This is a genomic window from Mycobacterium sp. ML4, assembly GCF_054515735.1.
In genome coordinates, this window is record NZ_JBTNSY010000033.1 from 32,891 (window position 1) to 56,468 (window position 23,578).

General features: G+C 66.9%; 20 protein-coding genes and 1 pseudogene. 16 read left to right on the top strand and 5 right to left on the bottom strand.

Features of this window, described 5'->3' with window-relative positions; genetic code table 11:
* Positions 1-31: 31 nt before the first annotated feature.
* Positions 32-2,206 carry an acyl-CoA dehydrogenase gene (locus ACX9NE_RS26360; RefSeq protein ID WP_459364557.1) on the top strand — a complete coding sequence of 725 codons (2,175 nt, stop codon included), beginning with the start codon at positions 32-34 and terminating at the stop codon, positions 2,204-2,206.
* Positions 2,207-2,293: 87 nt separating this feature from the next.
* Here ACX9NE_RS26360 and fadD2 read toward each other — a convergent pair whose 3' ends face one another.
* Positions 2,294-3,985, bottom strand: a complete 1,692-nt coding sequence (gene fadD2, locus ACX9NE_RS26365) for a long-chain-fatty-acid--CoA ligase FadD2 (RefSeq protein WP_459364558.1) — start codon at positions 3,983-3,985, stop codon at positions 2,294-2,296.
* Positions 3,986-4,054: 69 nt separating this feature from the next.
* On the opposite strand from fadD2, the gene ligD reads away from it, so the two are divergent.
* From ligD to ACX9NE_RS26395, 6 genes are all read left to right on the top strand, one after another.
* Positions 4,055-5,290: a non-homologous end-joining DNA ligase gene (gene ligD, locus ACX9NE_RS26370; protein ID WP_459364559.1), complete on the top strand. Its 1,236-nt coding sequence runs from the start codon at positions 4,055-4,057 to the stop codon at positions 5,288-5,290.
* Between the two features lie 32 nt (positions 5,291-5,322).
* A complete protein-coding gene (locus ACX9NE_RS26375; protein WP_459364560.1) occupies positions 5,323-6,294 on the top strand; it encodes an ABC transporter substrate-binding protein in 972 nt (323 codons plus the stop codon).
* 86 nt (positions 6,295-6,380) lie between these two features.
* Complete coding sequence (locus ACX9NE_RS26380; RefSeq protein WP_459364561.1) at positions 6,381-7,049, top strand: 5-oxoprolinase subunit B family protein; 669 nt, start codon at positions 6,381-6,383, stop codon at positions 7,047-7,049.
* A gap of 12 nt (positions 7,050-7,061) precedes the next feature.
* Positions 7,062-7,937: a 5-oxoprolinase/urea amidolyase family protein gene (locus ACX9NE_RS26385; protein WP_459364562.1), complete on the top strand. Its 876-nt coding sequence runs from the start codon at positions 7,062-7,064 to the stop codon at positions 7,935-7,937.
* A 21-nt stretch (positions 7,938-7,958) separates the two neighbouring features.
* On the top strand, positions 7,959-8,495 hold the full coding sequence (locus ACX9NE_RS26390; protein WP_459364578.1) for a GNAT family N-acetyltransferase: 537 nt from the start codon (positions 7,959-7,961) through the stop codon (positions 8,493-8,495).
* A gap of 123 nt (positions 8,496-8,618) precedes the next feature.
* The gene (locus tag ACX9NE_RS26395; protein ID WP_459364579.1) at positions 8,619-10,019 is read left to right on the top strand and encodes a nitrate/nitrite transporter; all 1,401 of its coding nucleotides are present in this window, start codon (positions 8,619-8,621) and stop codon (positions 10,017-10,019) included.
* 26 nt (positions 10,020-10,045) lie between these two features.
* On the opposite strand, the gene ACX9NE_RS26400 is transcribed toward ACX9NE_RS26395, so the two are convergent.
* Positions 10,046-11,866, bottom strand: coding sequence for a PE family protein (locus ACX9NE_RS26400; protein ID WP_459364563.1), 1,821 nt, complete (start codon positions 11,864-11,866; stop codon positions 10,046-10,048).
* 380 nt (positions 11,867-12,246) lie between these two features.
* Here ACX9NE_RS26400 and ACX9NE_RS26405 point away from each other — a divergent pair.
* From ACX9NE_RS26405 to ACX9NE_RS26420, 4 genes and pseudogenes are all read left to right on the top strand, one after another.
* Positions 12,247-12,438 (top strand): annotated as a pseudogene (locus ACX9NE_RS26405) (MFS transporter); the annotation flags it as partial.
* Positions 12,439-12,531: 93 nt separating this feature from the next.
* Positions 12,532-13,677: a uroporphyrinogen-III synthase gene (locus tag ACX9NE_RS26410; RefSeq protein ID WP_459364564.1), complete on the top strand. Its 1,146-nt coding sequence runs from the start codon at positions 12,532-12,534 to the stop codon at positions 13,675-13,677.
* Complete coding sequence (locus ACX9NE_RS26415; RefSeq protein WP_459364565.1) at positions 13,674-14,378, top strand: sirohydrochlorin chelatase; 705 nt, start codon at positions 13,674-13,676, stop codon at positions 14,376-14,378. The genes ACX9NE_RS26410 and ACX9NE_RS26415 overlap by 4 nt, the downstream gene beginning before the upstream one ends.
* Positions 14,379-14,424: 46 nt before the next feature.
* Entirely contained in the window at positions 14,425-14,874 is a 450-nt protein-coding gene (locus tag ACX9NE_RS26420) for a TetR/AcrR family transcriptional regulator (protein WP_459364566.1), read from the top strand.
* Here ACX9NE_RS26420 and nirD read toward each other — a convergent pair.
* The gene (nirD, locus tag ACX9NE_RS26425; RefSeq protein WP_459364567.1) at positions 14,871-15,239 is read right to left on the bottom strand and encodes a nitrite reductase small subunit NirD; all 369 of its coding nucleotides are present in this window, start codon (positions 15,237-15,239) and stop codon (positions 14,871-14,873) included. The two genes, ACX9NE_RS26420 and nirD, sit on opposite strands and share 4 nt — an antisense overlap.
* Positions 15,240-15,263: 24 nt before the next feature.
* Positions 15,264-17,825 carry a nitrite reductase large subunit NirB gene (gene nirB, locus ACX9NE_RS26430; RefSeq protein ID WP_459364568.1) on the bottom strand — a complete coding sequence of 854 codons (2,562 nt, stop codon included), beginning with the start codon at positions 17,823-17,825 and terminating at the stop codon, positions 15,264-15,266.
* Positions 17,826-18,040: 215 nt separating this feature from the next.
* Here nirB and ACX9NE_RS26435 point away from each other — a divergent pair, with 215 nt between their 5' ends.
* Positions 18,041-18,487 (top strand): Hsp20/alpha crystallin family protein, encoded by a 447-nt coding sequence (locus ACX9NE_RS26435; protein ID WP_459364569.1) that lies wholly within the window; start codon positions 18,041-18,043, stop codon positions 18,485-18,487.
* A gap of 86 nt (positions 18,488-18,573) precedes the next feature.
* Here ACX9NE_RS26435 and ACX9NE_RS26440 read toward each other — a convergent pair whose 3' ends face one another.
* Positions 18,574-19,329, bottom strand: coding sequence for an isocitrate lyase/PEP mutase family protein (locus ACX9NE_RS26440; RefSeq protein ID WP_459364570.1), 756 nt, complete (start codon positions 19,327-19,329; stop codon positions 18,574-18,576).
* Positions 19,330-19,448: 119 nt separating this feature from the next.
* Here ACX9NE_RS26440 and ACX9NE_RS26445 point away from each other — a divergent pair, with 119 nt between their 5' ends.
* The 4 genes from ACX9NE_RS26445 to ACX9NE_RS26460 all read left to right on the top strand — a co-directional run bounded on the left by ACX9NE_RS26445 (position 19,449) and on the right by ACX9NE_RS26460 (position 23,398).
* The gene (locus ACX9NE_RS26445) at positions 19,449-19,745 is read left to right on the top strand and encodes a hypothetical protein (RefSeq protein WP_459364571.1); all 297 of its coding nucleotides are present in this window, start codon (positions 19,449-19,451) and stop codon (positions 19,743-19,745) included.
* 96 nt (positions 19,746-19,841) lie between these two features.
* Positions 19,842-20,675: a hypothetical protein gene (locus ACX9NE_RS26450; protein WP_459364572.1), complete on the top strand. Its 834-nt coding sequence runs from the start codon at positions 19,842-19,844 to the stop codon at positions 20,673-20,675.
* Positions 20,676-20,726: 51 nt separating this feature from the next.
* Positions 20,727-22,652, top strand: coding sequence for a fumarate reductase/succinate dehydrogenase flavoprotein subunit (locus tag ACX9NE_RS26455; RefSeq protein WP_459364573.1), 1,926 nt, complete (start codon positions 20,727-20,729; stop codon positions 22,650-22,652).
* Positions 22,652-23,398, top strand: a complete 747-nt coding sequence (locus ACX9NE_RS26460; RefSeq protein WP_459364574.1) for a succinate dehydrogenase/fumarate reductase iron-sulfur subunit — start codon at positions 22,652-22,654, stop codon at positions 23,396-23,398. Before ACX9NE_RS26455 ends, ACX9NE_RS26460 begins: the two co-directional genes overlap by 1 nt.
* Positions 23,399-23,578 lie beyond the last annotated feature (180 nt).

Here is a 23,578-nt window from a genome sequence, read left to right on the forward strand (position 1 = left end):
AACGGACCTCAAATCCATGGGAAGGCGACCAATGCCGATCGCGATCACCCCCGAACATCAAGACCTGGCCGATTCGGTGCGGTCCTTCGTGGCGCGGGTAGCGCCGTCCGAAGTGCTGCACGCGGCGCTCGAAACCCCGGTGGGGAATCCGCCGCCCTACTGGCAGGCGGCCTCGGACCAGGGCCTGCAAGGCGTCCACCTGGCCGAATCCGTTGGCGGCCAGGGATTCGGCATCCTCGAGCTGGCCATCGTGCTGGCGGAGTTCGGTCACGGCGCGGTGCCCGGGCCGTTCGTCCCGTCCGCGATCGCCAGCGCGCTCATCGCCGCGCACGACCCGGAGGCCAAGGTGCTCGCCGAGCTGGCATCCGGCGCGGCCATCGGCGCCTACGCGCTGGACTCCGGCCTGACGGCCACCCGCCAGGGCGACGTGCTGGTGATTCGCGGCGAAGTCCGCGCCGTCCCGGCCGCCGCCCAGGCGGCCATCCTGGTGCTGCCGGTCGCGATAGACAGCGGTGAAGAGTGGGTGGTGCTGCGTTCGGAACAACTCGAGGTCGAGCCGGTGGGCAGCCTGGACCCGCTGCGCCCTATCGCCCACGTGCGTGCCAACGCCGTCGAGGTCGGGGATGACGTGGTGCTCGACAACCTCAGCATGGTCAAGGCCCACGCGCTGATGACGACGCTGTTGTCGGCCGAAGCAATAGGGGTGGCGCGCTGGGCCACCGATGCCGCATCGGCCTACGCCAAGATCCGCGAGCAGTTCGGCCGCCCGATCGGGCAGTTCCAGGCAATCAAGCACAAGTGCGCCGAAATGGTCGCGGACACCGAGCGCGCGACCGCCGCGGTGTGGGATGCGGCGCGGGCCCTGGACGAAGACAGCGAGCACCTGGAATTCGCCGCGGCGGTGGCGGCGACGCTGGCGCCCACCGCGGCGCAGCGCTGCACGCAGGACTGCATCCAGGTGCACGGCGGCATCGGCTTCACCTGGGAACACGACACCAACGTGTACTACCGCCGGGCCCTGATGCTGGCCGCCTGCTTCGGCCGCGCCTCGGAATACCCCCAGCGGGTGGTGGACACCGCAACCACCACCGGGACGCGCGCAGTGGACATCGACCTGGACCCCGAAACCCAGGCACTGCGGGCCGAGATCCGCGCGGAAGTGGCGGCCTTCAAGGCGATGGACCGGGAGGCACGCACCGTCGCGATCGCCGAAGCCGGCTGGGTACTCCCTCACCTTCCCAAACCGTGGGGCCGCGCGTCCAGCCCGGTCGAGCAGGTCATCATCGCCCAGGAGTTCACCGCCGGGCGGGTCAAACGGCCGCAAGTGGGCATCGCGGCATGGATCATCCCGTCCATCGTCGCGTTCGGCACCGAGGAACAGCAGCAGCGTTTCCTGCCGCCGACCTTCCGCGGCGAAATGATCTGGTGCCAGCTGTTTTCCGAGCCCGGCGCCGGATCCGACCTGGCCGGCCTGTCCACCAAGGCGACTCGGGTCGACGGCGGCTGGCGCATCACCGGCCAGAAGATCTGGACCACTGCCGCACAGTATTCGCAGTGGGGCGCGCTGCTGGCGAGAACCGACCCGAACGCTCCAAAGCATCAGGGCATCACCTACTTCCTGCTGGACATGAAGAGTGAAGGTGTGACGGTCAAGCCGCTGCGGGAGCTCACCGGGCAGGAGTTCTTCAACACCGTCTACATCGACGACGTGTTCGTGCCGGATGAATACGTGCTCGGCGAGGTGAACCGGGGCTGGGAGGTCAGCCGCAACACCCTTACCGCCGAACGGGTTTCGATCGGCGGCAGCGACCAGAACTTCCTGGCCAGCCTGCCGCAATTCGTCGACTTCGTGCGGGACGGCCATTTCGATCAGGTCGCCCGGCACCGCGCCGGCCAGTTGATCGCCGAGGGTCACGCCGCCAAGGTGCTGAACCTGCGTTCGACGCTGCTGACCCTGGCCGGCGGCGACGCGATGCCCTCAGCTGCGATCTCCAAGCTGCTGTCGATGCGCACCGGCCAGGGCTACGCCGAATTCGCGGTGTCGTCGTTCGGCGCGGACGCCGTCATCAGCGACCCGAAAACCGTGCAGGGCATGTGGGGTGAGTATCTGTTGTCCAGCCGGGCCACCACGATCTACGGCGGCACCTCGGAGGTGCAGCTCAACATCATCGCCGAGCGGCTGCTGGGGCTGCCCCGCGACCCGTAGTCCGGGGCGCACCCCCAGTGGCGCGAGCAGACACAAAATCGCGCGAATTCGGCACGAATAGCGCGATTTTCTGTCTGCTCGCGCGGCTTAGTCGCCCTTGTCTTCGACGTTCCACTCGCGCAATTCGCGCTTGAGGATCTTGCCGGTAGGGTTGCGCGGCAGCTCGTCGAGGAAGATGACCTCGCGCGGCACCTTGTAGCGCGCCAGCTCCTCTTTCACGTGCTTCTTGAGTGTGTCCTCGTCGACATCGGAGCCGTCCTTCTTGACGACGAACGCCCGCAGCCGGTGACCCCAGTCCTTGTCCTCCACCCCGATGGCGGTGGCCTCAACGACGTCGGGATGTCCGCTGAGGCAGTCCTCGACCTCGGCCGGGAACACGTTCTCGCCTCCCGAGACGATCATCTCGTCGTCGCGGCCGCTGACGTAGAGCAGGCCGTCCTCGTCGAAGTAACCTACGTCGCCCGAAGACATCAAACCGTCGATGATCTGCTTGTGACCGCCGCCGGTGTAGCCCTCGAACGGGAAGGCGTTGCCGACAAAGATCCGCCCGACCTCGCCCTGCGGCTTCTCCTTGCCGTTGTCGTCGAGGATCTTGACCTTGACGCCCTTGACCACCGGACCGACGGTGGCCGGATTCTTTTCGAGGTCTTTGGGCCCGGCGATGGTGGCGAACGCGATCTCGGTGGAGCCGTACATGTTGTAGATGACCGGGCCGAAGTCCTTGAGTGCACGCTGCGCCAACTCGGCACCCAGCTGTGAGCCGGACACGAAGATGATCTTCAGGTGCGACAGGTCGGGCTTCTTGTCCATCTTCTCGATCGCATCGAGCAGGCGGGACAGCATCACCGGCACCACGACCATGGCGGTCACCTTGTGCTTCTCCAGGTCTTCGAGGACCAGCGGTGGCTTGAACTTGCGGCGCAACACCAGCGTGGAGCCCAGGAACATCGCGATGGTGGCATGCAGGTAGCCCAGAGCGTGGAACATCGGCGCAGGCAGCGAGGTGATCTCGTTGGCCTTGAACGGCACGTGCGACAGTATCCCGCCGACCGGCGCCAGCGTGGGCGGGGTGCTGCGGTTGGCGCCCTTGGGCGTTCCAGTGGTTCCGCTGGTCAGGATGATGATCGACGCATGCTTGCTGGCCTTGGGCGCGGGTTCTTTGCTGCTGCGCTTGATCAGGTCGGCCAGCGTCTCGTCCGTGCTGCCCGAATCCTCGTCGCTGTCCGGGTTGGTGCCCAGTGCCCGCAACTTGCCCAGCTCCGGCTCAGCCTTGCTGACCGTCTTGGTGTACTCGTCGTCGTAGATGATCACCTTCGCGCCTTCGCGCTCGGCGACCTCCTTGACCTGCGGGCCCGAGAACTCGCTGTTGAGCAGGATGATGCGCGCGCCGGCCCGGGCCGCCCCGTAGTTGGCGATGACGAACCATCGGGTGTTGCGGGCCAGGATGGCCACCCCGTCCCCGCCCTTGACGCCCATCTCGATCAGGCCGTTGGCTACCGCGTGCGCGGCCTCGTCCAGCTCCTGATAGGTGAGCTCGCCCTCCTCGTCTATGACGGCCCGCGCGTCGGGATGGCGCCGGGCGTTCAGCGACGGCAACATGCCGAATTCGCCCCACTTGGCGATATCGGCTGCCATCGCCGCCGTTTTGAGGGGCGACTCGATCCTGAACGCGCCCGCTTCGAAGATCTTGCGCACGTAGTGCAGTTCGGCTGCGCCACGTTCGACGTATTGCTGAATCTTGGCAGGGATCTGCCCGGGCAGGTCGCTGAGGTTAGGCATGTTCCTCACCATATGTGACGAGGGTCGCAAAGCGATCGGTAGGTTTCGACCGAATTACCATCGAGTTCCATGACCAAACCCGTGTCGCTGGAAGTGACCGGCCGCGAGGTCACCGTCACCCATCCGGACAAGGTCGTTTTTCCTGATCAGGGCATCACCAAGCTCGACCTGGTCCGCTATTACCTGTCGGTGGCCGACGGCGCGCTGCGCGGGGTGGTTGGCCGGCCGATGATTCTCAAGCGGTTCGTCAAGGGCATCACCGAGGAGGCGGTGTTTCAGAAGCGCGCGCCCACCAAGCGGCCGGACTGGGTGGACGTCGCCACGTTGCGGTACGCCTCGGGTACCTCGGCCGACGAGGCCGTCATCCATGACGCCCCGGGCCTGGTCTGGGTGATCAATATGGGCTGCGTGGACCTCAACCCACATCCGGTGCGCGCCGACGACCTTGAGCACCCCGACGAGCTGCGGGTCGATCTGGACCCGATGCCCGGCGTCGATTGGCAGCGCATCGTCGACGTGGCGTTGGTGGCCCGGCAGGTGCTTGAGGATCACGGCCTCTCGGCGTGGCCCAAGACATCCGGCTCGCGGGGTTTTCACGTCTATGCCCGGATCGCCCCGCGCTGGCCGTTCACCAAGGTGCGCCTGGCCGCACAGACCGTTGCCCGCGAAGTCGAACGACGGGTACCCGATCTGGCCACCAGCCGCTGGTGGAAAGAAGAACGCGAGGGAGTCTTCGTCGACTTCAACCAGAACGCCAAGGACCGAACGGTCGCGTCGGCGTATTCCGTGCGCGCCACTCCGGACGCCCGGGTGTCGACACCACTGCGCTGGGACGAGGTCGCCGACTGCCGCCCCGCGGACTTCACCATCGCGACGGTGCCGGGCCGGTTCGCCGAAATCGGCGATCCGTGGGCCGGCATGGACGACGCGAGCGGCAGCCTCGACGAACTGCTGGGGCTGGCCGAGGAACTGGGTCCCCCGGAGAAGGCACCGCGCGGCGTCAAGAAGTCGGCCGACGGCAGACGACAGTCCGTGATGCCATTGATCGAGGTCGCCCGCACCAAGACCAAGGACGAGGCGATGGCCGCGCTGGACACCTGGCGGGAGCGCCATCCCGCCGCAGCCGAGCTGTTGCAGCCGGTCGACGTGCTGGTCGACGGCATGCGCGGACCCAGTTCGATCTGGTACCGGATCCGGATCAACCTGCAGCACGTGCCGACCGACCAGCGTCCGCCGCAAGAAGAGCTGATCGCCGATTACTCGCCCTGGGAGGGTTATACGCCCAAGCCCCGGCCACGTAACTGACGGTCCGGTAACACACGCGATACTCTCACGCTGTGCAGCAGGGATGGAGTCGGCGGGGATTCTTGCAGGCCGCCGGGGTTGCCGGGCTGCTTGCTGCGTGCTCCGACCACAAATCGCAGCCCGGCGGCGGATCGGTGACCGTCACCCACCTCTTCGGTCAGACCGTCGTCAAGGAACCACCCAAGCGCGTGGTGAGCGCCGGCTACACCGAACAGGACGACCTGCTGGCCGTCGGTGTGGTCCCCATCGCCGTGACCAACTGGTTCGGCGACCAGCCCTTCGCGGTGTGGCCCTGGGCGCAGCCCAAACTCGGTGCGGCGCAACCCGTTGTGCTGAGCCTGGACAACGGGATACCGGTGGACCAGATCGCCGGGCTCAAGCCGGACTTGATCGTGGCGACCAACGCCGGCCTCGACGCCGACACTTACCAGAAGCTGTCAGCTATCGCGCCGACCATCGCGCAGTCCGACGGCGACGCGTTCTTCGAGCCGTGGAAGGACCAGGCCGCCGCGATCGGCCAGGCGGTGTTCCAGGCCGATCAGATGAAGTCGTTGGTGAGCGCCGTCGACAGCAGATTCACCGACGTGGGGCAGAAAAATCCGTCCTGGAAGGGCAAGAAAGCGCTGCTGATGCAGGGCCGGCTCTGGCAGGGCACGATCGTGGCGACCGCGGCGGCGTGGCGGACCGACTTCCTCAACCAGATGGGCCTGGTGGTCGCCGACAGCATCAAGCCGTACGTCGGCGACCACCGCGCGGTGATTCCCCGCGATCGCATCAAGGATGTACTGGATTCCGCCGATGTGGTGATCTGGTCGACGGAGAGCCCCGAGGAGGAGCAGGTGCTGCTGGCGGACCCCGACGTGGCGGCGTCGCAGGCGACCGCACAGAAACGCCACATTTTTACCGGCAAGGACCTGGCCGGAGCGATCGCCTTCGCGTCGCCGCTCAGCTATCCCGTGGTCGCCGATCAGCTTCCCCCTCAACTGGCGAATATTCTGGGCTGATGCCGCTCTGAGCGTTTGCTAAGGCACCTCTGGCAGTGCTCGAAAACAGCTCGCGCCGTCGTTGATCGCGGCGCTACCTTCGAATCATGAGTGTGACGGCGATCACCGAATGCTCGAGAGGCCCCGACTTGGCTCATACCGTGCTCGATTACGGCGATCAAGCGCTGATGTTGCAATGTGACAGCACCGCAGAGGTTTTGGCCTGGACCGACGCGCTGCGGGCGGCACGGTTACCCGGCGTGGTGGACATCGTCCCGGCCTCCGTCACCGTACTGGTGCGGCTCGAAGGACCGCGCGTCCAGGGAGTCACCCGACAGCGGATCACAAAGTTGCGGGTGTCCGCGACGGACGCGAGCGCCCGCCCCCGCGATCCGGCCGACGACATCGTGATCGACGTCGTCTACGACGGTCCCGACCTGACCCACGTGGCCGATCACGCCGGCCTGAGCATCGCGCAGGTCGTGCAGGCTCACACCGGCACCCGGTGGCGAGTGGGCTTCGGCGGTTTCGCGCCCGGGTTTGCCTACCTGATCGGTGGCGACGAACGTCTTCGGGTGCCACGGCGGTCCGAGCCGCGCACATCGGTGCCGGCCGGAGCGGTGGGTCTGGCCGGTGAATTCAGTGCGGTCTACCCGCGGCAGTCACCGGGCGGCTGGCAGATCATTGGCCACACCGATGCGGTGTTGTGGGACATCGACAGGTCCGACCCGGCGTTGCTCACGCAAGGCCGGTGGGTCCGGTTCAGGGCTCTCTGACGGGGGCTTGAGATGACCACTCTGGAAATCCTGCGCACCGGTCCGCTGGCGGTCGTCCAGGACCTCGGCCGCACCGGGCTCGCCCATCTGGGCGTCGCTCCCTCCGGGGCGGCCGATCGCCGAGCACACACGCTGGCCAACCGGCTGGTAGCCAACCCGGATGATCGGGCGACGGTGGAAGTGACCTTCGGCGGGCTGACCGCGCGGGTCCGCGGGGGGGATGTCGACATCGCGGTGACCGGAGCCGACACCGATCCGACGGTAAACGGAAAGATATTCGGTACCAACAGTATTCACCACGTGCGAGACGGTCAGGTGATATCACTCGGCACGCCGCGGGCCGGCTTGCGGACGTATCTGGCGGTGCGCGGTGGCATCAGCGTCACACCGGTGCTGGGCTCGCGTAGCTATGACGTGATGTCTGCGATCGGACCGTTGCCGCTGCAGGCCGGCGATGTCCTCCCGGTCGGCGACCACACGGCCGATTACCCCGAGATCGACCAGGCGCCGGTGGCCGCCATCACCACCGACGGGGTCGAGTTGCTCGCGATACCCGGACCGCGCGACGACTGGTTCGTCGACCCCGACATCCTGGTCCACACCGACTGGGTGGCCTCCGACCGCAGCGACCGGGTGGGCATGCGCCTCGTGGGGCGCCCGCTCGCGCACCGCGACCCGAACCGGCAGCTGCCCAGCGAGGGCGCGACGCGCGGAGCAATCCAGGTGCCGTCCAACGGGTTACCCGTGATCCTGGGTCCCGACCATCCGGTCACCGGCGGTTACCCGGTGATCGCAGTGGTGATCGACGAGGACATCGACAAGGTTGCCCAGGTGCGGCCCGGACAGCACGTCCGGCTGCGCTGGGCGCGGCCGCGGCTGGCGGGATAGGGCGAACCTGGTAGAACAGGCATCGTGCACACCGCACGCCTGGTCCACACCGCCGACCTGGACAAGCACACGCGCCAGAGCATCTACCAGATGGTCACCACGGCGTTCGCCGGCGACTTCACCGACAGCGACTGGGACCACACTCTGGGCGGGATGCACGCGCTGATCTGGCGCCACGGGGCCATCATCGCGCACGCCGCGGTGGTGCAGCGCCGGCTGATCTACCGCGGCAGCGCTTTGCGCTGCGGCTACGTCGAAGGTGTTGCGGTACGGGAAGATTGGCGCGGCCAAGGGCTGGTGCGCGCACTATTGGACGGCGTCGAGCAGGTGATGCGCGGCGCGTATCAACTCGGTGCGCTCAGCTCATCGGTGCAGGCCCGCCGGTTGTATGCGGCCCGCGGCTGGCTGCCCTGGCTCGGCCCGACGTCGGTACTGGCTCCGACCGGCCCGACCCGCACACCCGACGACGACGGTTCGATCTTCGTCCTGCCGGTGAGCGTGACCCTGGACACCTCAGCGGAATTGATGTGCGACTGGCGCGACGGGGACGTCTGGTAGTCCTCACACCAGCGGCGCCGGTGCGGTGATCGGAAGTTCACACGTGCGGGTCGCTGTCCGAAGCGCCCGGGCAACAAAGGATTTCTAGCGTGAGCGGCAAGGTCGATGACGATAGGAGTCTTCATGCTCGCCCGCCGTTCGCACGAACTATCCGACTGGGATCCTGAAGATTTCGCCGCGTGGGAGGCGGGCAACAAGGACATCGCCCGACGCAACCTGATCTGGTCGGTGGCGGCCGAACACGTCGGATTCTCCATCTGGTCCATCTGGTCGGTGATGGTGCTGTTCATGCCGGCGTCGGTGTACGGATTCTCGGCCGGGGACAAGTTTCTGCTCGGCGCCACAGCGACGCTGGTCGGCGCTTGCCTGCGCTTCCCCTACACCTTCGCCACCGCAAAGTTCGGTGGCCGCAACTGGACTATGTTCTCGGCGCTGGTGTTGCTGATTCCCACCGTCGGGACCATCGCCCTGCTGGCCAATCCCGGTCTGCCGCTGTGGCCATACCTGGTGTGCGCCGCGCTGGCCGGGCTCGGCGGCGGCAATTTCGCCTCCTCGATGACGAATATCAACGCGTTCTATCCGCAACGACTCAAGGGCTGGGCGCTGGCCCTCAATGCCGGCGGCGGTAACCTCGGCGTGCCGATGATCCAGCTGGTCGGCCTGCTGGTGATCGCGACCGTCGGGGATCGCCGGCCGTACTGGGTCTGCGCGGTGTACCTGGTGCTGCTGGCCGTCGCGGGGATCGGCGCGGCTTTCTTCATGGACAACCTCAGGCAGTACCGCATCGAGCTGAGCACCATGCGCGAGATGCTCGCCGAGCCGCATACGTGGGTGATCTCAACGCTGTACATCGGTACCTTCGGATCGTTCATCGGGTTCTCCTTCGCATTCGGCCAGGTATTGCAGATCAACTACATCGCCGGCGGACAGAGCAGTGCCCAAGCCGCTCTGCACGCGGCCCAGATCGCCTTCCTGGGGCCGCTGTTGGGCTCACTGTCGCGGGTGTACGGGGGCCGGCTCGCTGACCGTATCGGTGGCGGCCGAGTAACCCTGAGCGCGTTTTGCGCGATGATTCTGGCCGCCGGAATACTGGTCAGCGTAAGCACTTTCGGCGATCATCGCAGCGGTCCGGCTCCGGCATCGATGATGACCGGCTACATCGTGGGCTTCGTGGCCCTGTTCATCGTGTCGGGCATCGGCAACGGCTCGGTGTACAAGATGATTCCGTCGATCTTCGAGGCGCGCAGCCACTCGCTTCCGTTGAGCGAGGCCGAACGCCGGCAGTGGTCGCGGTCCATGTCCGGTGCCCTGATCGGCTTCGCCGGGGCCGTCGGCGCTTTGGGCGGGGTAGGTGTCAATCTCGCACTGCGGCAGTCATATCTGAGCAGCGGCACCGCCACGTCGGCGTTCTGGGCCTTCGTCGTGTTCTACGTCGCCGCTTCGCTGCTCACGTGGACCATCTACGTGCGCCGGCCGCTGCCGGCGGCGGGCGCTGCCACACCCGCGGGTCTGGCCTACGTGTAGCGAACCCGGCTCAGGCCTTCAGGGCCTCACGCACGCTTGACCGTCGGACTGGGGTAGCCAGGTGTGCCGTCGGCCCCGTCGAGGTCTGGGGTGCTGGCCCCGTTAGCGCCCGCGGAGCCGTTATGGGTGGGCGACCCCAGGCCCAGTCCCGCCGCGCCGCCGCTACCCGCAGCGCCCCGCGCGCCACCGGCGCCACCGGCGCCCCCGTCGCCCAGCGTCCCGGCCGCGCCTTGCCTACCGAGCAATCCGCCGCGGCCGCCCGCGCCGCCCTGACCGCCGTCGCCGCCGTCGCCGCCGTCGCCGCCGTCGCCGCCGTGGCCCGCGTCGCCGCCGTGGCCACCGTTTCCGCCGAACGCCGACCCGGCGGGTGCCCCGGCCGTACCGCCCGCGGCGCCGTTCCCACCGCTGCCGCCTTCCCCGCCTGCTCCGCCCGCACCGCCGGTGCCGCCGGTGCCGCCGATGCCGCCGTTGCCGGCCAGCAGCCCGCCGGCGCCGGCGTTGCCGCCCCCACCTCCTGCGGCCCCCTGACCACCATGGCCCCCTTGGCCACCATCACCGCCGGACCCACCGTTTCCGCCGAGGGCGTTGCCACCGGAACTGTATGCGGCGTTCGTGGAGGTCGAATCGATGGAAGCGTGGCCCCCGCCGGCGCCACCCGCACCGCCGGTGGAACCGCTGCCGCCGTAACCGCCGTTGCCTCCGACGCCGCCGTTACCACCGTTGCCGACCAGCCATCCGCCGCGGCCCCCGTCGCCGCCGGCGCCGCCGGCGCTGCCGTCCCCTCCATTGAGGCCCACACCACCGTCACCGCCGTTACCACCCAACCCTGCCGTGGCACGGCCGTTGACCGTGCGGGCGTACCCGGCCTGACCGCCGTCTCCGCCACTGGCCCCGCCGGCGCCTCCCGCGCCACCGTCACCGCCGTTGCCGGCGACCGCGCTGGATCCTACCGATCCTCCGCTGCCCTGCGTGGCGTCGGCGTTCCCGCCGTTACCGCCGCTGCCGCCGCCGACGCCCGCGCCGCCGGGCTGGCCGGGCGTGCCGTTGCCGCCGCTCACGGTTCCGGTCTTGTCGACCCGGTTGCTGTGCCCGGCTGTGCCATTCAGGTTCGGATCCGTGGCCGGCGCCGGATTCACCGCGTCCGCCCCGTTGATGCCGCCTCCGCCGTGCCCGCCGTTACCCCCGGCACCCCACAGGCCGGCATCACCACCGGCGCCCCCGCGGCCGCCGGTCATCGCGACCGACGTCGCGGCTCCGCCGTTGCCACCGCTGCCACCGTCGCCGTACAACCATCCGCCCCGACCGCCGGCGCCCCCGGCCGCGCCGGCGCCACCCGTGCCACCGACGCCGCCGTTGCCGATCAGCCCGGCCGCCCCGCCGGCACCACCGGCCTGACCCTCCGCTCCTGAGCCCCCGTTGCCGCCGTTGCCCAGCAGTATCCCGCCGGTACCCCCGTTCGCGCCGGAGCCGGGGGCCCCGTCCGCGCCGTTGCCGATCAGCGGACGGCCCACCAGCGCCTCGGTGGGCGCGTTGATCACGTTCAGGAGTGACTGCAGCGGCGTCACATTGGTCGCTTCGGCGCGCGCATAGATGTTCGCATTCGAATTCAGGGCCTGCGCGATCTGGTCGTGAACCGCCGTCATTTGAGCGGACAGGCACTGGTAGGCACGGCCATGGCCGGAGAACAACGCAGCCAGCGCAATCGACACTTCGTCAGCCCCCGCCGCCGTCACCGCCGTCGTCGGACCGGCTACCGCATCGTTTGCCCAGCGCAGCGCGGAGCCGATGCCGGCCACGTCACTTGCGGCCGCCGAAAGGTATTCTGGGGCAACAACTACGAACGACATGATCGAACCCCTAGTCAAGTCCACTTTATGGGCGAGCCGGTGCCGGCCTCACTGATCACTGTCGACCCGGCACCGGTGGCGCGTCCCTCGGGTAACCGGAGGATTCGGGGGATGAAATTTATCTCCCCCTGATGGGGGAGGACAACCGGCACCGCGGCACAGCGGCGCCTGGCCAGCACGGCTGGTAAGGAATCTCGCCCGATTGGTCCGCGATTCGAGGTTTCCGGGGACCTGCCAGACAACTGGAACGCAACTTTCAGTCGATCACGACGCTTTTGAGCTGACTGCCATTTTCCCCGATGTGAACATCGAAACCGACCGCCCCGCAGGCGTATTCACTTCACGGTGCCGTCGAGGAACCCGGAAAGGTAAACCCCCGGATGGGCCGCAACCATCGCATCACGGATTGGAATCCCGAGAACATCACGGCTCGGGAAGCCGCAAACAGCAAGATCGCCCGGCGAAATCTGCGTTGCACGGTCGCCGGCGATCACGTCGCCTTCTCGATCTGGTCCCTGTGGTCGGTGATGACACTGTTCATGCCCACATCCGTGTACGGCTTCGCCGCCGGCGCCGGCCGGCTGTGATGAAGAACGCAGTTGAGGGCAATGCTGCAGCAATTGCCGGGTAACGCTCCGGAAATGTGTCGGGCATACAAAGGACATATGGCCCAGCCAACGTCTGCGCCACTCACTGGCTACCGGATCGCAGTCACCTCCGCACGTCGCGCCGAGGAACTCTGCGCACTGCTCAGTCGCCATGGTGCCGAAATCTTCGCCGCTCCCGCGATCAGCATGATCGCGCTGCCCGACGACGATGAGCTGCACCGCAACACCGCAGCATTGATCGCCGATCCGCCGGACATCGTGGTGGCCCACACCGGCATCGGGTTTCGCGGCTGGGTGGCTGCGGCCGAAGGCTGGGGACTGGCAACCGAACTCATCGAGTCGCTATCGTCAGCGCGGGTAATCTCTCGCGGTCCCAAGGCAACCGGGGCGTTGCGTGCCGCGGGTCTGCGCGAGGAGTGGTCGCCGGAATCCGAATCTTCGCACGAGGTCTTGGAATACCTGCTCGAAGGTGGAGTCGACGGAAAGCGAATCGCCGTTCAGCTGCACGGGGCGGCCGATGGGTGGGATCCGTTCCCGGAGTTCCTCGCCGGCCTGCGCGCCGCGGGCGCGCAGTTGGTGCCGATCCGGGTCTACCGCTGGAAACCAACTCCATTGGGTGGCGAGTTCGATCAGCTGGTCACCGGAATCGCACGCCGGCAATTCGACGCGGTGAGTTTCACGTCCGCACCCGCGGCGGTTGCGGTGCTCGAGCGCAGCCGCGACCTGGGCCTCGAGGACCAGGTGTTGGCGGCCTTCCGCAGCAGCGTGCACGCGATGTGTGTCGGCCCCGTGACATCGCGGCCGCTGATCCGCCAGGGCGTGCCCACATCGTCTCCGGAGCGAATGCGCCTGGGGGCGTTGGCCCGTCATATCGCCGAGGAACTGCCGCTGCTGGGTTCGTGCAGCGTGCAAGCCGCCGGCCACCTGGTCGACATCAGGGGCACCTGCGTGCTGGTGGACGGATCGGTCAAGACGATATCGGGGTCGGGCATGGCGATATTGCGCGCACTGGCACACCGTCCCGGAGATGTGGTCGGACGCGCGGAGCTGCTGCGGTTGCTGCCCGGTAACGGCGGTGACACTCATGCGGTCGACACCGCGGTGCTGCGGCTGCGAACAGCGCTGGGCGACAGGAACATCGTCGCGACGGTGGTCAAGCGCGGCTACCGGTTGGCCTTGGACGGCGAACACGACGCGGCATGAACCTGGTACTGGTAGCGCACGGCACCCGCCGGTCGGCCGGCGTGGCGATGATCGGCGACCTGGCCGCCCGGGTGAGCCGGATGCTCGACCGCAGCATCTCGGTGGCCTTCGTCGACGTGCTGGGTCCCAGCCCGAGCGAGGTCCTTTCGAACCTGTCTGCGGCGCCCGCAATCGTGTTGCCGGCGTTCCTTTCTCGCGGCTATCACGTTCGTGCCGACCTGCCCGCGCACGTCGAGGACAGCGGGCACCCTCATGTCGTCGTCACACCGGCGCTCGGACCCGGACCCGAGATCGCCAACGTAATTCACCAGAACCTGATCGAAACGGGCTGGTGTCCGGACGATTCGGTGATTCTGGCGGCCGCGGGAACCTCGGATCGCCGAGCGCGCGCCGACTTGGACCACGCAGCACTGTTGCTGTCGAGACACACCGGGTCGATGGTGGAGCTGGGTTTCGCCGCCACCGGCACCCCGACGATCGGCGACGCCGTCGCCAATGCCCGGCGCCGCGGCGCGCGCCGGGTGGTGGTGGCCTCCTACCTGCTGGCCGACGGGCTGTTCCAGGAGCGGCTCGAGGCCAGCGGTGCCGACCTGGTGACACGGCCGCTGGGCACCCATCCCGGGCTGGACCGGCTGGTAGCCGAAAGGTTCGGCGACGCCGTCGCCCAGGCGGTGAGGAGGCTTTACCAGCGGACGGCGTGACCAGCGACACTTGATGTTTGTGGGTATCCCGGGTAATCCTGGCAACATGGCCCGTAACGAAGAGCCCTCGCGAGGACTCCTCGACGATGTGGCGAAGATGCTCCGTTTGCCGTTCCGGACACCAGAGTTCATCGATCGCATCTTCACCGGGAGCGTCAACCAGGTCGGACGGCGCACGCTCTACATGCTGATCACCACGTGGGACGCCGCCGGAGGCGGGCCTTTTGCCGCGAGTGCTGTCGCCTCCACGGGTCTGTCCAAGACCGCCGAAATCGTCCAGTCGATGCTCATCGGTCCGGTGTTCAATCCGCTGCTCAAGATGCTGGGCGCCGACAAGATCGCCGTGCGGGCGTCTTTGTGCGCCTCGCAACTCGTCGGGCTGGGAATCATGCGCTACGGCCTGCGTTCCGAGCCGCTGCACTCGATGACGGTGGAGCAGCTGGTGGACGCCATCGGTCCGACGATGCAGCGCTATCTCGTCGGCAAAATAGACTAGGCAGCCATCCTCGCCGCGAAGCGCCCGACCTCGATGCGGCCGTCGGCGGTAACGCGCACCGGGTAGACCGGCACCGAAACTCGCTCGTCGTCCAGGCAGGAACCGTCGTCCAGCGCGAAAGCCTGCTTGAGGATCGGCGATTGGACGATAAAGCGGCCGGCGCGGTCGCCGACGATGCCGCGGGAAAGCACCGCCGCACCGGAGAACGGGTCGATGTTGCCGATCGCGTGCACCGACCCGTCGTTGAGCCGGAACAGCGCGGCCTGGGCACCGTCGTCGAGCAGCACGCCGACGCCGCGTCCCGGGATGAGGTGGTCGTAACGGCAGGCCGTGGTCCACGCCTGGATGTCGTTGACGATAGTCATGATTCATTCCCTCCCTAAATGTCGCTATCCGCGGACCCGCGGGATACCAATGGGCACAGGCACTTTGCGTCCGGACCGTTCGGTGAACGTGACCGTCGGATCGACGGCATCGGGGGCGTTGACAAAGGAGACGAACCGCGACAGCTTGTCCGGGTCCTCGAGCACGCCCTTCCATTCGCACTGGTAGTTCGCGACGTGACGCTCGATGGCGGCCTCGAATTCCGCTGCCAGGCCTAACGAATCGTTGCAGACGACCTCGCGCACGTGGTCCAGGCCGAGCGAGTCCACCCACGGAGCGGTGCGCTGCAAGCGGTCGGCCGTGCGAATGTAGTACATGAGGAACCGGTCGATGTAGCGAACCAGCGTGTCGGTCTCCAGGTCGCCGGCCAGCAGCTGCGCGTGCTTGGGGGTCATGCCGCCGTTGCCGCCGACGTAGAGATTCCAGCCCTTTTCGGTGGCGATGACGCCGACGTCCTTGCCGCGCGCCTCGGCACACTCCCGCGCACAGCCGGAAACGCCGAGCTTGATCTTGTGGGGCGCCCGAAGACCGCGGTACCGCAACTCGAGGTCGATGGCCAGCTGCACCGAATCCTGTTGGCCATAACGGCACCAGTCGCTGCCCACGCAGCTCTTCACGGTTCGCAGCGCCTTGCCGTAGGCGTGACCCGACTCCATTCCGGCATCGACCAGCCGCTTCCAGATCGCCGGCAACTGGTCCACCCGGGCACCGAACATGTCGATCCGCTGGCCGCCGGTGATCTTGGTGTAGAGCCCGAAATCCTGGGCGATCTGGCCGATCAGGATCAGGTGCTCGGGCTTGATGTCGCCGCCGGGCACCCGCGGCACCACCGAGTAGCTGCCGTTGCGCTGAATGTTGGCCAGGAAGTGGTCGTTGGAATCCTGCAGGGAGGCCTGCTCCCCGTCCAGAATGTGGTCCGACCCGGTGGACGCCAGGATGGAGGCGACGACGGGTTTACAGATGTCGCAACCTTGTCCGCGGCCGAAGCGCTCCAGCAGGCCGGAGAACGTGCGGATCTCGGTGGCCGAGATGATTTGGAACAGTTCCGCCCGCGACTGGCTGAAGTGCTCGCACAGCGCCTTGGACTGCTCCACGCCCTCGGCTTCCAGCAGCTGCTTGAGCAACGGCACGCAGGACCCGCACGAGGTGCCGGCCGCGGTGCACGCCTTCAGCGCCGGGACATCCGCGCACCCGTCGGCGATGGCGCACTTCAGGTCACCCTTGCTGACGTTGTTGCAGGAGCAGATCTGCGCCGAGTCCGGCAGCGCCCCAATGCCCAGCGCACCGGCGGCACCGGCCGACCCGGCCGGCGCGATGAGAGCCAATGGGTCACCGGGCAATTCACTGCCGACCATGGGACGCAGTACTCCGTACGCCGACGCGTCGCCCACCAGCACACCGCCGAGCAGCGTCCTCGCGTCATCGGAAAGCACCAGCTTGGCGTAGGTGCGGTTGACCGCGTCGTTGATCGCGACCTCGAGGCAGTTCTCGGTATCGCCCATCGCGTCGCCGAAGCTGGCGACGTCGACACCGAGCAGTTTGAGCTTGGTGGACAGGTCGGCCTCGGGAAATTCCGCGACGCCGTCGACCAGCCGGTCGGCCACCACTTCGGCGCTGGTGTACCCCGGGCCGACCAGGCCGTAGCAGCGTCCTTCGATGGCAGCGACCTCGCCGACCGCGTAGATGTCGGGATCGTTTGTGCGGCAGGCCAAGTCGGTGAGGACGCCGCCGCGCGGGGCGATGTCCAGTCCGGCCGCGCGGGCCAGCTCGTCGCGGGGCCGGATGCCGGCGGCGAAGATCACCAGGCCGGCATCGATCACCCTGCCGTTGGACAGCTTCACCAGCAGCGACTCCGAGCCGTCCGAATGCAGCACGGCGTCAATCGATTCGGTGCCTGTCCCGACGTGAATGTCGATCCCGAGGTCGCCGATCATCCGGGCCAGCAGCGCGCCGCCGGCCTCATCGATCTGCTGTGCCATCAAACGCGGCATCACCTCGACGACGTGCGTCGGCAATCCGAACTGGCGCAGCGCATTGGCGGCCTCCAGGCCCAGCAGGCCCCCGCCGACCACCACGCCCGCCGCGCCGCGACCCGCCTGCGCAGTGCGCTGGGCGCCGGCCCGGATGGCATCGAGATCGTCCAGGGTTCGGTAGACGTGACACGACGGCAGGTCGTGGCCGGTGATCGGAGGGACGAAGGCATACGAGCCGGTGGCCAGGACCAGAATGTCGTAGTCGTGAAGTTCCCCCGCGGCGGTGACCACTGTCTTTGCCGCACGGTCGATTTCGGTGACGGGGGTGTTCAGCAGCAGCTGCACCTGCGGGTCGCCCGCGTAGTCGTTACCGGGCAGTGCCAGCAGTCTGCGGTCCCAGCTTTCGGTGTAGGACGTCAGTCCGACACGGTCATAAGCGGCATCGGCCTCCTCGGCCAGCACGGTGATTCGCCAGCGGCCGTCGACGTCGCGGGCGCGCAGCGCCTCCACGAACCGGTGGCCCACCATGCCGTGGCCGACGACAACCACCCGTCGCTGCCCGGTCCGCGTGGGAGTACTTCCGGCAGAGGACATGTCACGAGACTACGAACTCGATGTTGCCGGAAATGACGCCGAATGTGACGCATTAATCACGCCGCCCTCACAGCTGGCAGTCGGCTGTGTGACGAAGTTCGCTCTGAGCGAACGCCCAGGTGGAACTTTAGCGTAGGGCACTCATGTTTAACCGAGTAGCCGACCACCAGAGCGTCGGACACAGCTAACTCACAACGAAGAGTAAGGAGTCACCCATGAGCAATCTCGCCTTGTGGTCGCGTCCGGCGTGGGACACCGATCGGTGGCTGCGGGACTTTTTCGGTCCCGCGTCAGCGGACTGGGCCAGACCTGCTACCAGCGGTTTCAACCCGGCGGCCGAGATCCTGAAAGACGGCGACGACGCGGTAGTCCGGTTGGAGCTACCGGGAGTCGACGTCGAACAGGACGTCAACGTCGAGGTCGATAAGGACCGTCTGGTCATTCACGGCGAACACCGCGACGAACACGCCAAAGAGGAGCACGGCCGCACCCTGCGGGAGATCCGCTACGGGTCGTTCCGCCGGTCGTTCCAGCTCCCGGCGCACGTCACCGGCGAGGCCATCTCGGCGTCGTACGACGCGGGGGTGTTGACCGTACGGGTCACCGGCGCCTACCAGGATCCAGCCGGATCACAGCCACAGCGCATCGCCATCACCAAATAGCGCGACCAGACGCAAAATCCCCCGACACGCCGCGCGTGCGGGGGATTTTGTTGGGGCACCTCCCGCTTGCGGGGGACCGCTCGGCATCAGCGCCAGCGGGCGAGCAATTCGTTGGCCCGTGCCGACAGCGCGTATTGGAAGAACGGGCCGAAGCTGATCCGGGCGACCCCGAGCGGGCCGAATGAAGCCGGCTCGTCCTGGTCCGGCGCCGCGATCGCGTTGACCGGCAATGGCAGCTCAGTTGTCAAGCGCCGCAACGTTTCCGGGTCATGTCTGGCGACCGGGTAAAGAACGTCGGCGCCCGCGTCGGCCGCTTCGGTGAGCCGCGCCACCGCCACCTCGACGAGGTCTGCGCGGTCGCCCTGCTGACGCAGGAAGACATCGGTGCGCGCGTTGATCACGACGTGCACCCCGGCGGCGTCGGCGGCCGCTCGCAAAGCCCCCACCAAGTCGGCGTGCTCAGCGGAGGACCGCAGCCGCCCGCCTTCGCCGTGCACGGTGTCCTCGATGTTGAGTCCGACAGCGCCGACCCCCAGCAGCCCCTCGATCAGGCGTGCCGCCGCGAGCCCGTAGCCCGACTCGACGTCCACCGAGACCGGCAGGTCGACGGCGGCGGTGATCTGTGCGACCCGGGCCAGCACGTCATCGAATGTCATGCCTTCGTTGTCGGGTTTGCCGATCGAATCGGCCAGCGGATGGCTGCCTACCGTCAGGGCCGCAAATCCGGCGGCCGCGGCCAGTCTCGCCGACCACGCGTCCCACACCGTCGGCAGCACCACGGGGTTGCCCGGTTGATGAAGCAGCAACAGCGCCCGGGCACGTTCGGCCGATTCCAGCGGCATGGGCACAAAGTCACTTTCTGCCGGCTGGACACGAAGTTGTCCGGTATCCGGCTCAGGCAGCGGATATTATCGACTGACGTATTGTGATCCGTAACACCTTCAGCCTCAGGGAGCATCGATTGTCCACCGCCACGGAACTCACCGAACTGCACGAGCTCATGCGGGGCCTGCGGCGGTGCGTCACCTCCCTGAAGTCGCGTTACGGAGACAACCCGGCGACCCGTCGCATTGTCATCGATGCCGACCGAATCCTCAGTGACGTCGAATTACTCGACAGCGACGTGGCCGAACTGGATCTCTCGCGCGCAACCGTCTACCAGTCCGGCGAGAAGATCGCCATCCCGGACACCCAGTACGACACCGACTTCTGGCGCGATGTCGACGACGAGGGTGTCGGAGGTCACAGCCGGTATTAGGCGGCGAAGCCCGGCTCAGAAGCCCGACGAAGGAGCGGGCACCCATTCTGTGTACCCTTCGAGCTACAGCCCGTTCGAAGAGGAACAACACATTAGATGAGCGCACCAACGGCGAGCCGTTCTGAGTCCGGCGTCTTCTCGGCTACCCGCGCCCGTATCGGGCAGAAAACCCTCCGCACCGACACGTGGTGGCTGCAGCCCTTGCGAATCAATCTGGGGTTTGCCGCATTCGTCATCTACGCGACGGCGCGGGCATTCCAGCAGGACGACTACTTCGTCGCGAAGTACCACTACCTGACGCCCTTCTATTCGCCCTGCGTCAGCAAGGGTTGCGTGCGTGAGGCGAGCGAGTTCTGGCCGCAGATCCTGCCGGACGTCTGGTGGCTGCCCTACGCCGCGCTGACGTTGCCATTCCTGCTGCTGTTCCGGCTGACGTGCTACTACTACCGCGGCGCCTACTATCGCACGGTGTGGCAGTCGCCCACCGCCTGCGCCGTCGCCGAGCCGCGAGTCCACTACACCGGCGAGACCAAATTCCCCCTGATCATCCAGAACACTCACCGCTACTTCTTCTACATCGCCGCCATCATCTCGGTGATCAACACCTGGGACGCGATCGTCGCGTTCCATTCCGAAGACGGTCCCGGCGGATTCGGTTTCGGCCTGGGCAATCTCGTGCTGCTCGGCAACGTCGTCATGCTGTGGACCTACACGCTGTCCTGCCACTCGTGCCGCCACGTCACCGGCGGCCGGCTCAAGCACTTCTCCAAACACCCTGTGCGGTACTGGATCTGGGAACAGATCAGCAAGATCAACACCCGGCACAAGCTGTTCGCGTGGATCACACTGGGCACGCTGATGCTGACCGACTTCTACGTCATGCTGGTCGCCCAGAACCCCGGTTTCGACCTCAGATTCATCGGCCACTGACAGCCCGTCGGCCACATTGCGAACGAAAATCGATAATTTGAGCGAGGTTTCATGGTTGAGGTCGAAAGGCACGCCTACGACGTAGTCGTGATCGGTGCCGGGGGCGCGGGTTTGCGTGCGGTCATCGAAGCGCGTGAACGCGGGCTGAAGGTCGCCGTGGTGACCAAGTCCCTGTTCGGCAAGGCCCACACGGTAATGGCCGAGGGTGGCTGCGCGGCGTCCATGGGCAACGCCAACCCGAAAGACAACTGGCAGACCCACTTCGGCGACACCATGCGGGGCGGCAAGTTCCTCAACAACTGGCGGATGGCCGAGTTGCACGCCAAGGAGGCGCCGGACCGGGTCTGGGAGCTGGAGACCTATGGCGCGCTGTTCGACCGCACCAAAGACGGCAGGATCAGCCAGCGCAACTTCGGTGGACACACCTACCCGCGGCTGGCTCACGTCGGCGACCGCACCGGCCTGGAACTGATCCGCACCATGCAGCAGAAGATCGTCTCGCTGCAGCAGGAGGACTTCGCCGAGTTCGGCGACTACGAGGCCCGGATCCGGGTGTTCGCCGAATGCACCGTCACCGAGTTACTCAAGGACGGTGACGCGATCGCCGGGGCGTTCGGCTACTGGCGCGAGAGCGGCAACTTCGTGTTGTTCGAAGCTCCCGCGGTGGTGTTGGCCACTGGCGGTATCGGCAAGTCGTTCAAGGTCACCTCCAACTCCTGGGAGTACACCGGCGACGGGCACGCGCTGGCGCTGCGCGCCGGTGCGACGTTGATCAACATGGAGTTCGTCCAGTTCCACCCGACGGGCATGGTATGGCCGCCGAGTGTGAAGGGGATCCTGGTCACCGAAGGTGTTCGGGGCGACGGCGGCGTGCTCAAGAACTCCGAGGGAACGCGGTTCATGTTCGGGTACATCCCGCCGGTGTTCAAAGGCCAGTACGCCGAGGACGAACAAGAGGCCGACCAGTGGCTCAAGGACAACGACTCCGCCCGGCGCACTCCGGACCTGCTACCCCGTGACGAGGTGGCACGGGCGATCAACTCCGAGGTCAAGGCCGGTCGCGGCACCCCGCACGGCGGGGTCTACCTCGACATCGCGTCCCGGCTGACCCCGGCGGAGATCAAACGCCGGTTGCCCTCGATGTACCACCAGTTCATGGAGCTGGCCGAAGTCGACATCACCAAGGAGCCGATGGAGGTGGGTCCCACCTGTCACTACGTGATGGGTGGTGTGGAGGTCGACGCCGACACCGGCGCGGCCAAGGTTCCCGGCCTGTTCGCGGCCGGCGAGTGCTCCGGTGGCATGCACGGCTCGAACCGGCTGGGCGGCAACTCGCTGTCCGACCTGCTGGTTTTCGGCCGGCGAGCCGGCCTGGGTGCCGCCGACTACGTACGCGCCCTGAGCAGCCGTCCGGCGGTGTCGGATCAGGCCATGGAGGACGCGGCGACGTTCGCCCTCAAGCCGTTCTCGCGACCGGCCGACGGTTCGGCGGCGGAGAACCCGTATGCCCTGCAGATGGACCTGCAGCACGTGATGAATGACCTGGTCGGCATCATCCGCAAAGAAGAAGAAATCACCCGGGCGCTAAAGCTGCTCAAGGAGCTCTGGGCGCGGTACCAGAACGTCCATGTCGAAGGCGGACGCCGGTACAACCCGGGCTGGAACCTGGCGATCGACCTGCGCAACATGCTGCTGGTCAGCGAATGCGTGGCCAGGGCGGCTCTGGAGCGTACGGAGAGCCGCGGCGGGCACACCCGCGACGACCACCCGAGCATGGATTCGGCTTGGCGTAACACGTTGCTGGTGTGCAAGGAGGCTTCGCAGGACGAGGTCGACGCCACCGGCGACCACATCACCATCACCCGCCAGGAGCAGACCCCCATGCGGCCTGACCTGCTGGAGCTCTTCAAGATCTCCGAACTGGAGAAGTACTACACCGACGAAGAGCTGGCCGAGCACCCGGAACGGAGAGCCTGATGGCGTACAACGCATGCATGCGGGTCTGGCGCGGCGACGAAAGCGGCGGCGCGCTCGAAGAGTTCACCGTCGAGGTGAACGAGGGTGAAGTGGTGCTCGACGTCATTCACCGGCTGCAACAGACCCAGACGCCGGATCTGGCGGTGCGCTGGAACTGCAAGGCCGGCAAGTGCGGATCTTGCTCGGCGGAGATCAACGGCAGGCCCCGGCTGATGTGCATGACCAGGATGTCGACCTTCGAAGAGAACGAGGTCGTCACCGTCACCCCGATCCGGACCTTCCCGGTGATCCGCGACCTGGTGACCGACGTGTCGTTCAACTACGAGAAGGCACGCGAGATCCCGTCGTTCACGCCGCCCAAGGAGCTGCAGCCCGGTGAGTACCGGATGGCCCAGGTCGACGTTCAGCGGTCGCAGGAGTTCCGCAAGTGCATCGAATGCTTCCTGTGCCAGACCGTCTGCCACGTCATCCGCGACCACGAGGAGAACAAGCAGGCATTCGCCGGTCCGCGCTACCTGATGCGCATCGCCGAGCTCGACATGCACCCGCTGGACACGGCGGATCGGCAGCAACAAGCTCAGGAAGAGCACGGGCTGGGCTACTGCAACATCACCAAGTGCTGCACCGAAGTCTGCCCCGAGCACATCAAGATCACCGACAACGCGCTGATCCCGATGAAAGAACGGGTCGCCGACCGCAAATACGACCCTGTCGTCTGGCTGGGTAACAAGCTGTTCCGGCGTTAATCGCTGCCGCACCGGGTATCCGGAGGGCATGCGAGGAACGACCAGCGACAACGAGATTCGAACGGCGATTCGGGAGTTGTCCGTCCGCGCCGAGCTGGCGCGCAAAGAGGGACGGCACGACGACGCGAGCGAGATCGAAGGGCGGATCGACGCCTACCGGAGAGAACTGAGCACACGGCC

Bases quoted from the DNA above. Each gene is read 5' to 3' on its own strand.
- ACX9NE_RS26360 (WP_459364557.1), top strand. From the start codon at position 32: ATGCCGATCGCGATCACCCCCGAACATCAAGACCTGGCCGATTCGGTG.
- fadD2 (WP_459364558.1), bottom strand. From the start codon at position 3,985: ATGCCTAACCTCAGCGACCTGCCCGGGCAGATCCCTGCCAAGATTCAG.
- ligD (WP_459364559.1), top strand. From the start codon at position 4,055: ATGACCAAACCCGTGTCGCTGGAAGTGACCGGCCGCGAGGTCACCGTC.
- ACX9NE_RS26380 (WP_459364561.1), top strand. From the start codon at position 6,381: ATGAGTGTGACGGCGATCACCGAATGCTCGAGAGGCCCCGACTTGGCT.
- ACX9NE_RS26385 (WP_459364562.1), top strand. From the start codon at position 7,062: ATGACCACTCTGGAAATCCTGCGCACCGGTCCGCTGGCGGTCGTCCAG.
- ACX9NE_RS26395 (WP_459364579.1), top strand. From the start codon at position 8,619: ATGCTCGCCCGCCGTTCGCACGAACTATCCGACTGGGATCCTGAAGAT.
- ACX9NE_RS26400 (WP_459364563.1), bottom strand. From the start codon at position 11,866: ATGTCGTTCGTAGTTGTTGCCCCAGAATACCTTTCGGCGGCCGCAAGT.
- ACX9NE_RS26410 (WP_459364564.1), top strand. From the start codon at position 12,532: ATGGCCCAGCCAACGTCTGCGCCACTCACTGGCTACCGGATCGCAGTC.
- ACX9NE_RS26415 (WP_459364565.1), top strand. From the start codon at position 13,674: ATGAACCTGGTACTGGTAGCGCACGGCACCCGCCGGTCGGCCGGCGTG.
- ACX9NE_RS26420 (WP_459364566.1), top strand. From the start codon at position 14,425: ATGGCCCGTAACGAAGAGCCCTCGCGAGGACTCCTCGACGATGTGGCG.
- nirD (WP_459364567.1), bottom strand. From the start codon at position 15,239: ATGACTATCGTCAACGACATCCAGGCGTGGACCACGGCCTGCCGTTAC.
- nirB (WP_459364568.1), bottom strand. From the start codon at position 17,825: ATGTCCTCTGCCGGAAGTACTCCCACGCGGACCGGGCAGCGACGGGTG.
- ACX9NE_RS26435 (WP_459364569.1), top strand. From the start codon at position 18,041: ATGAGCAATCTCGCCTTGTGGTCGCGTCCGGCGTGGGACACCGATCGG.
- ACX9NE_RS26440 (WP_459364570.1), bottom strand. From the start codon at position 19,329: ATGCCGCTGGAATCGGCCGAACGTGCCCGGGCGCTGTTGCTGCTTCAT.
- ACX9NE_RS26450 (WP_459364572.1), top strand. From the start codon at position 19,842: ATGAGCGCACCAACGGCGAGCCGTTCTGAGTCCGGCGTCTTCTCGGCT.
- ACX9NE_RS26455 (WP_459364573.1), top strand. From the start codon at position 20,727: ATGGTTGAGGTCGAAAGGCACGCCTACGACGTAGTCGTGATCGGTGCC.
- ACX9NE_RS26460 (WP_459364574.1), top strand. From the start codon at position 22,652: ATGGCGTACAACGCATGCATGCGGGTCTGGCGCGGCGACGAAAGCGGC.